Origin of the sequence: Okeania hirsuta (assembly GCF_003838195.1) — a bacterium.
In the GTDB taxonomy this organism is placed as follows: Bacteria; Cyanobacteriota; Cyanobacteriia; order Cyanobacteriales; family Microcoleaceae; genus Okeania; species Okeania hirsuta.
This window is the reverse complement of record NZ_RCBY01000382.1, coordinates 1-4641: the sequence shown is the minus strand read 5'-3', so window position 1 is coordinate 4641 and position 4641 is coordinate 1. Positions and strand designations below refer to the sequence as shown.

The window sequence follows — 4641 nt, the reverse complement described above, 5'->3', positions numbered from 1 at the left end:
CCCATGTAATTTTCCTCCTGTCTCCTGTCTCCTGTCTCCTGTCTCCTTCTTCAAATCCGGCAGGTTTGATTTATTCTTCTTAATTAAGCAGAAACTTTACTAGCAGAGTGCTTTGGAATGTATAGCAGTCGAAGGAAAAGGAGCGGACATATCAAAAGCTTAAAACTCACACAACGCCAGATTTTTCCTTCTCTGGTAGATAACTAATCGCCTAGATAACTAAAACATTCTTCCTTCTACCATAACACACCAAAGCTAGAATATAACAGATTCTTTGTACTGCTATAGTTATGAGGACTTTATTTAATGTCTCGCTCTAGAATTTTTACATGGCGATCGCTGTTGACTATTAGCATAGTTTTATGCTTGGTTTTACTACTAACAATTACTACTATACTTGCTGTTATTCGCCCACCTCGAACTAACACTAACTTATTACTATTTCCAGGCATTATTTATCAAAGATTTGCCTTTTCTCAACCACGCCAGGTCATGATTCATGTTGTGACTATAGCTCTGAACACCCCTGGAGTAAAAGCATTAGTCACACCAAGAATTTCTACTTTTCCAGATATGAAAATTCGTGCCCGCACCACTTCTGAATTTGTCAATGAATTTGATTTACAACTAGCAATAAATGCCAATTTTTTCTCCCCCTTTTATGAAAAGACGCCTTGGGATTTTTACCCTAAAAGTGGTGATTTAGTTAATGTAGTTGGTCGGGCAATATCTAATGGTGATGACTACTCTATAATTGATAGAAACTGGCCGACTTTATGTTTGAGTGTTAATAATTATGCTCAAATATCAGATAACTCTATTTGTTCAGCTCAAACTATTCAAGCTATCTCTGGTAATTTAATTTTAGTTGCTAATGGTCAAGCAGTTACTCTGCCAAAAAATTCACCTTTGAATCAAAAACCCTATCCACGGACAGCAGTAGCAATTAATCAAACAGGAGATAAATTATGGTTAATTTTAGTTGATGGTAAACAGCCTTTTTATAGTAATGGTGTTACTTTGGCAGAATTAACTAAATTTATTATTAATTTAGGTGCTGATAAAGCATTAAATTTAGATGGTGGTGGTTCAACAACTTTAGTAGTAAATTCTAATTCCCAAGCTAAATTATTAAATTCACCAACTCATACTCTTGTACCTATGCGTGAACGTTCAATTGCTAACCATTTAGGATTTTATGCTCTACCTTAGACCAGTTTGATAAATATTTGCTACAAATAGATAGGCTATTTCTTCGGAGTAAACCCACACCTAACCCCTCCTAGGAGGGGAAGTCAGGAGTCGTATGGGAATGGCTTCGCTATAATTTTTTAGGTCGTAAATTATCTTTTTTGTCAAAGGGACATTCCATATAAAGCCTTTTAATCACCCACATGATTCATAACATTCTTTTTTTTAATTGGAATTAGACCGGAAATAGAGAAAAAAATTGAATATTTTTCCCTTAACTAAGTCCTGACTACTACTTGCTAAAAATTATTGTAGTAATATTTTTTGAAAGTGTTATGAACCAGATATGAAATGATTGAAGAATAAAGAAGGAAGGACTGAAGTTGGAAAAAGAAAAAAGTGGATGGAGAATACTCAAATAAGCAGCTCTGCTCGACGGAACTCCAACAAACTTGTAGACACTGCAGGTGAGGTGTGGGGTATTAAACCTTAAAAAAAAAAGATAATGTTATAGTAAGTTTAGAAAAAAATCTCACAAAAACAAATAATAATCACCTATATTATGGGTTGGCAAATAGTCTTAATTCCATTGATTTTTCTAGGTACTCTAATTCTTGTATTTTGGCAGCCAAAAGGTTTAGATATAGGTTTCAGTGCAATGATAGGAGCCTGCCTAACACTCACAACTGGTCTAGTTTCTCTAGCAAATATGCCTACATTGATTTGGGCAATTTTAGTAAATACTACCTTTACTTTACTAGCTTTAATAACTATTAGTTGGATATTGCAACAAAAGGGAGTTTTTCGTTGGTTCGGATTTCATATTGCTAATTGGAATCTGGGTAGCGGTAAACTTTTATTTGTCACACTGCTAATATTAGTAGCTCTAGTTAGTGCTATTTTCGCTAACTATGGTAGTACCTTATTATTTCTACCAATAGTAATTGAAGCTCTAATTTTACTCAAGTTTACCCCTAAAGAAATTATCCCATTTCTGATAGCTTGTGGCTTAGTTGCTGACATCAGTAGTCTACCATTTTCTATCAGTAATTCAGTCAATTATATTGCTACTACTACATACAATATTTCTTTTGGTAGTTATATAATTATAATGCTACCTATTAGTTTCGTGACAATTGCTGCCAGTATTGTTGTTTTGTTGTTTTACTTTTGGCCTGATATTCCTAGGAAATATAAAAAATTTAGATTCAGAAAAAATTATCTAGAAAGAGCATTACCAGCAACCAGTATAGAACCAAAAATCAGCCTGAAACTTGCGGAGGAAAGTCAAAATAAGCATAATTTATACCTACAATCAGAAGAATTACTTGAGAGTGAAGAAAGTCACAAAATTTCAGTTAATAGTTTGCAGAATAATTATCGATTCCAAGATTTTATTTCTCAAACTAAATTTTTAACAAATTACTGTTTTTCTCTCTTTAAATTGATATTTTATCCTTTCCTGCCAGTGATTTTATTTATCTGGGCAATGTACATAATAGTTTTTGGTCTGAGTAACTATGGTTTAACAGATGTAATTAAATATTTGTTAGTTCAAATCTCTGGATGGGGATTTTCTCTAGCTATTATTGCTACTGGTTTTTTATCTGCATTTATTAGCGCAGTCTGTAATAATTTACCATCTTCTTTGATTAACATATTGACAATTCAAACTGCACCAATAATAGATTCTAATATTTCAGAAGCAATGGTTTATGCTACTATTATTGGCTGTGTTGTTGGTGCTAAAATTACTCCTATTGGTAGTCTGTCTACTCTATGTTGGTTTTATATGATGAAGCAACATGGTTTTCAAATTAGTTGGAAAAATTACTGTGGTATTAGTTTAGCTATCATTTTACCTATTTTATTTATTAGTCTTTTGAGTTTAATTATTTGGCTGCCAGGAATGCAAATTAATTAAATGCGAATATACCAATTATATAGAACCAATTTGTAATCTATTTAAAAATAGATGGGGAGATGGGGGGATGGGGTGTATTGAAGTATTTTTAATTCTTGCTTCAATCAATTCACGACTCCGTGCCTCTAAAATTTTTACGCGGGTAAATATATCAAAAATCGTTCCTTGGAAATGGAATGAATTAATTATACCAATTCCCAAAAGTAGTGCTATACTTGGGCAATACTTCAGTTGTCAACTAATCAGCACAATCCGAATCACTTTGTATGCTAATTTTAGCTCGCGAATGATGTTAATTATTCTTATGTTTGCTTCTCCCCCATTCCCCTACTCCCCTACTTCCCCTCCTGGGAGGGGTTAGGGATGGGTCCCCTACTCAACAAAATGTAGAAAAGTTTTTGAGAAATGGTATTACTTATCCCACACTTTACCGAAAAATTGTGGGTATGCGCCTCCCCTTTTAAGGGGATAATAAAAAAAATTTTCATGAATTTGTCAATCCTCTTCTTTTCAAGGAGAGGTAATTATTCATTATTCATTATTCATTATTAATTTTTGAATGATGCACTACCGAAATTATCAATTTTTGGCGTTGGTGAAGCGCGTGTATGATATTAATTTTCATTACTTAGGAGTCAGGAGTCAGGAGTCATATCATGTCCGGTAGCATCGGTATTGTATAGAGAAGGTAAGGAAAATGGAAGAGGAAAGATGGAGGAGGAAGAAGGTTTCAGAGTCAGAAAAAAACTTAAACAGGACTTACGCAAATTGACCTTTAAAGCACCATCTGTAGGGGCGAATGGCATTTGCTAACGCAAAGCTCCGCTAACGCCCTAGCTATATGTAGAGTCCCTGCGTAAGTCCTGTTAAATTTCCTGTAGATATTCACCCTTGGGTTTACACAAACGATTGCCTTCGGACATGATATCAGGAGTCAGGAGGGAAGAAAGAAGAATAAACAGGAGTAGAAGGAGAAAGTTTTTTGGTCGCGTAAAGGTAACGGAGTTCTATCGAACTCTTATCCGGGCATGATATCATACCTCAAATCACCAACGCCCAATTTTTTTCCCCTACTCCCTAGTCCCTAGTCCCTCTTTTCTGAAAATGTCTATTAGTTATTATTCTTGTAACCAAACAGAAACTGACCCGCCATTACACCGAAATTTAGCCCAACCAGAGTCATTAGTATAAATGGGTTCCTGAATATGTTCCGTGAGGTCATAAAACTTAGCATTTGGTTTACCCACTTCCATCCACTTGTAACCTGGATAGCTATCACTCATAATTACAGCCATTGCTTTCGGATGTTCTTCAGTACCCAAACGAGTCCAACCTACAGTATTGTAATGATCGAAATAATCATATTGCTCCCCATAAGCATAATATTTCCGGGCAAAAAGTAACTTATCAATTATCCAACGGTGGGATGGTAAGAAAATCTTGTAACGGTTGCCATCTTTCCCATAATCTTCATACTCTGCACCATAATAGTCAGCATAAAAAATGCAAGGATATCCTTCACGACG

Annotated in this window: 2 protein-coding genes and 1 pseudogene; 2 read left to right on the top strand and 1 reads right to left on the bottom strand. The window is 34.8% G+C overall.

Translation table 11 applies throughout. From position 1 onward, the window contains the following. The first annotated feature begins 306 nt into the window (after window positions 1-306). Together D5R40_RS30530 and D5R40_RS30525 are read left to right on the top strand one after the other, a co-directional pair. Window positions 307-1212 carry a phosphodiester glycosidase family protein gene (locus D5R40_RS30530; RefSeq protein WP_124155696.1) on the top strand — a complete coding sequence of 302 codons (906 nt, stop codon included), beginning with the start codon at window positions 307-309 and terminating at the stop codon, window positions 1210-1212. 541 nt (window positions 1213-1753) lie between these two features. Then, window positions 1754-3115 (top strand): ArsB/NhaD family transporter, encoded by a 1362-nt coding sequence (locus tag D5R40_RS30525; protein ID WP_124155695.1) that lies wholly within the window; start codon window positions 1754-1756, stop codon window positions 3113-3115. A gap of 1118 nt (window positions 3116-4233) precedes the next feature. Here D5R40_RS30525 and D5R40_RS30520 read toward each other — a convergent pair. Beyond that, window positions 4234-4641, bottom strand: a pseudogene (locus D5R40_RS30520) (alpha-amylase); the annotation flags it as partial.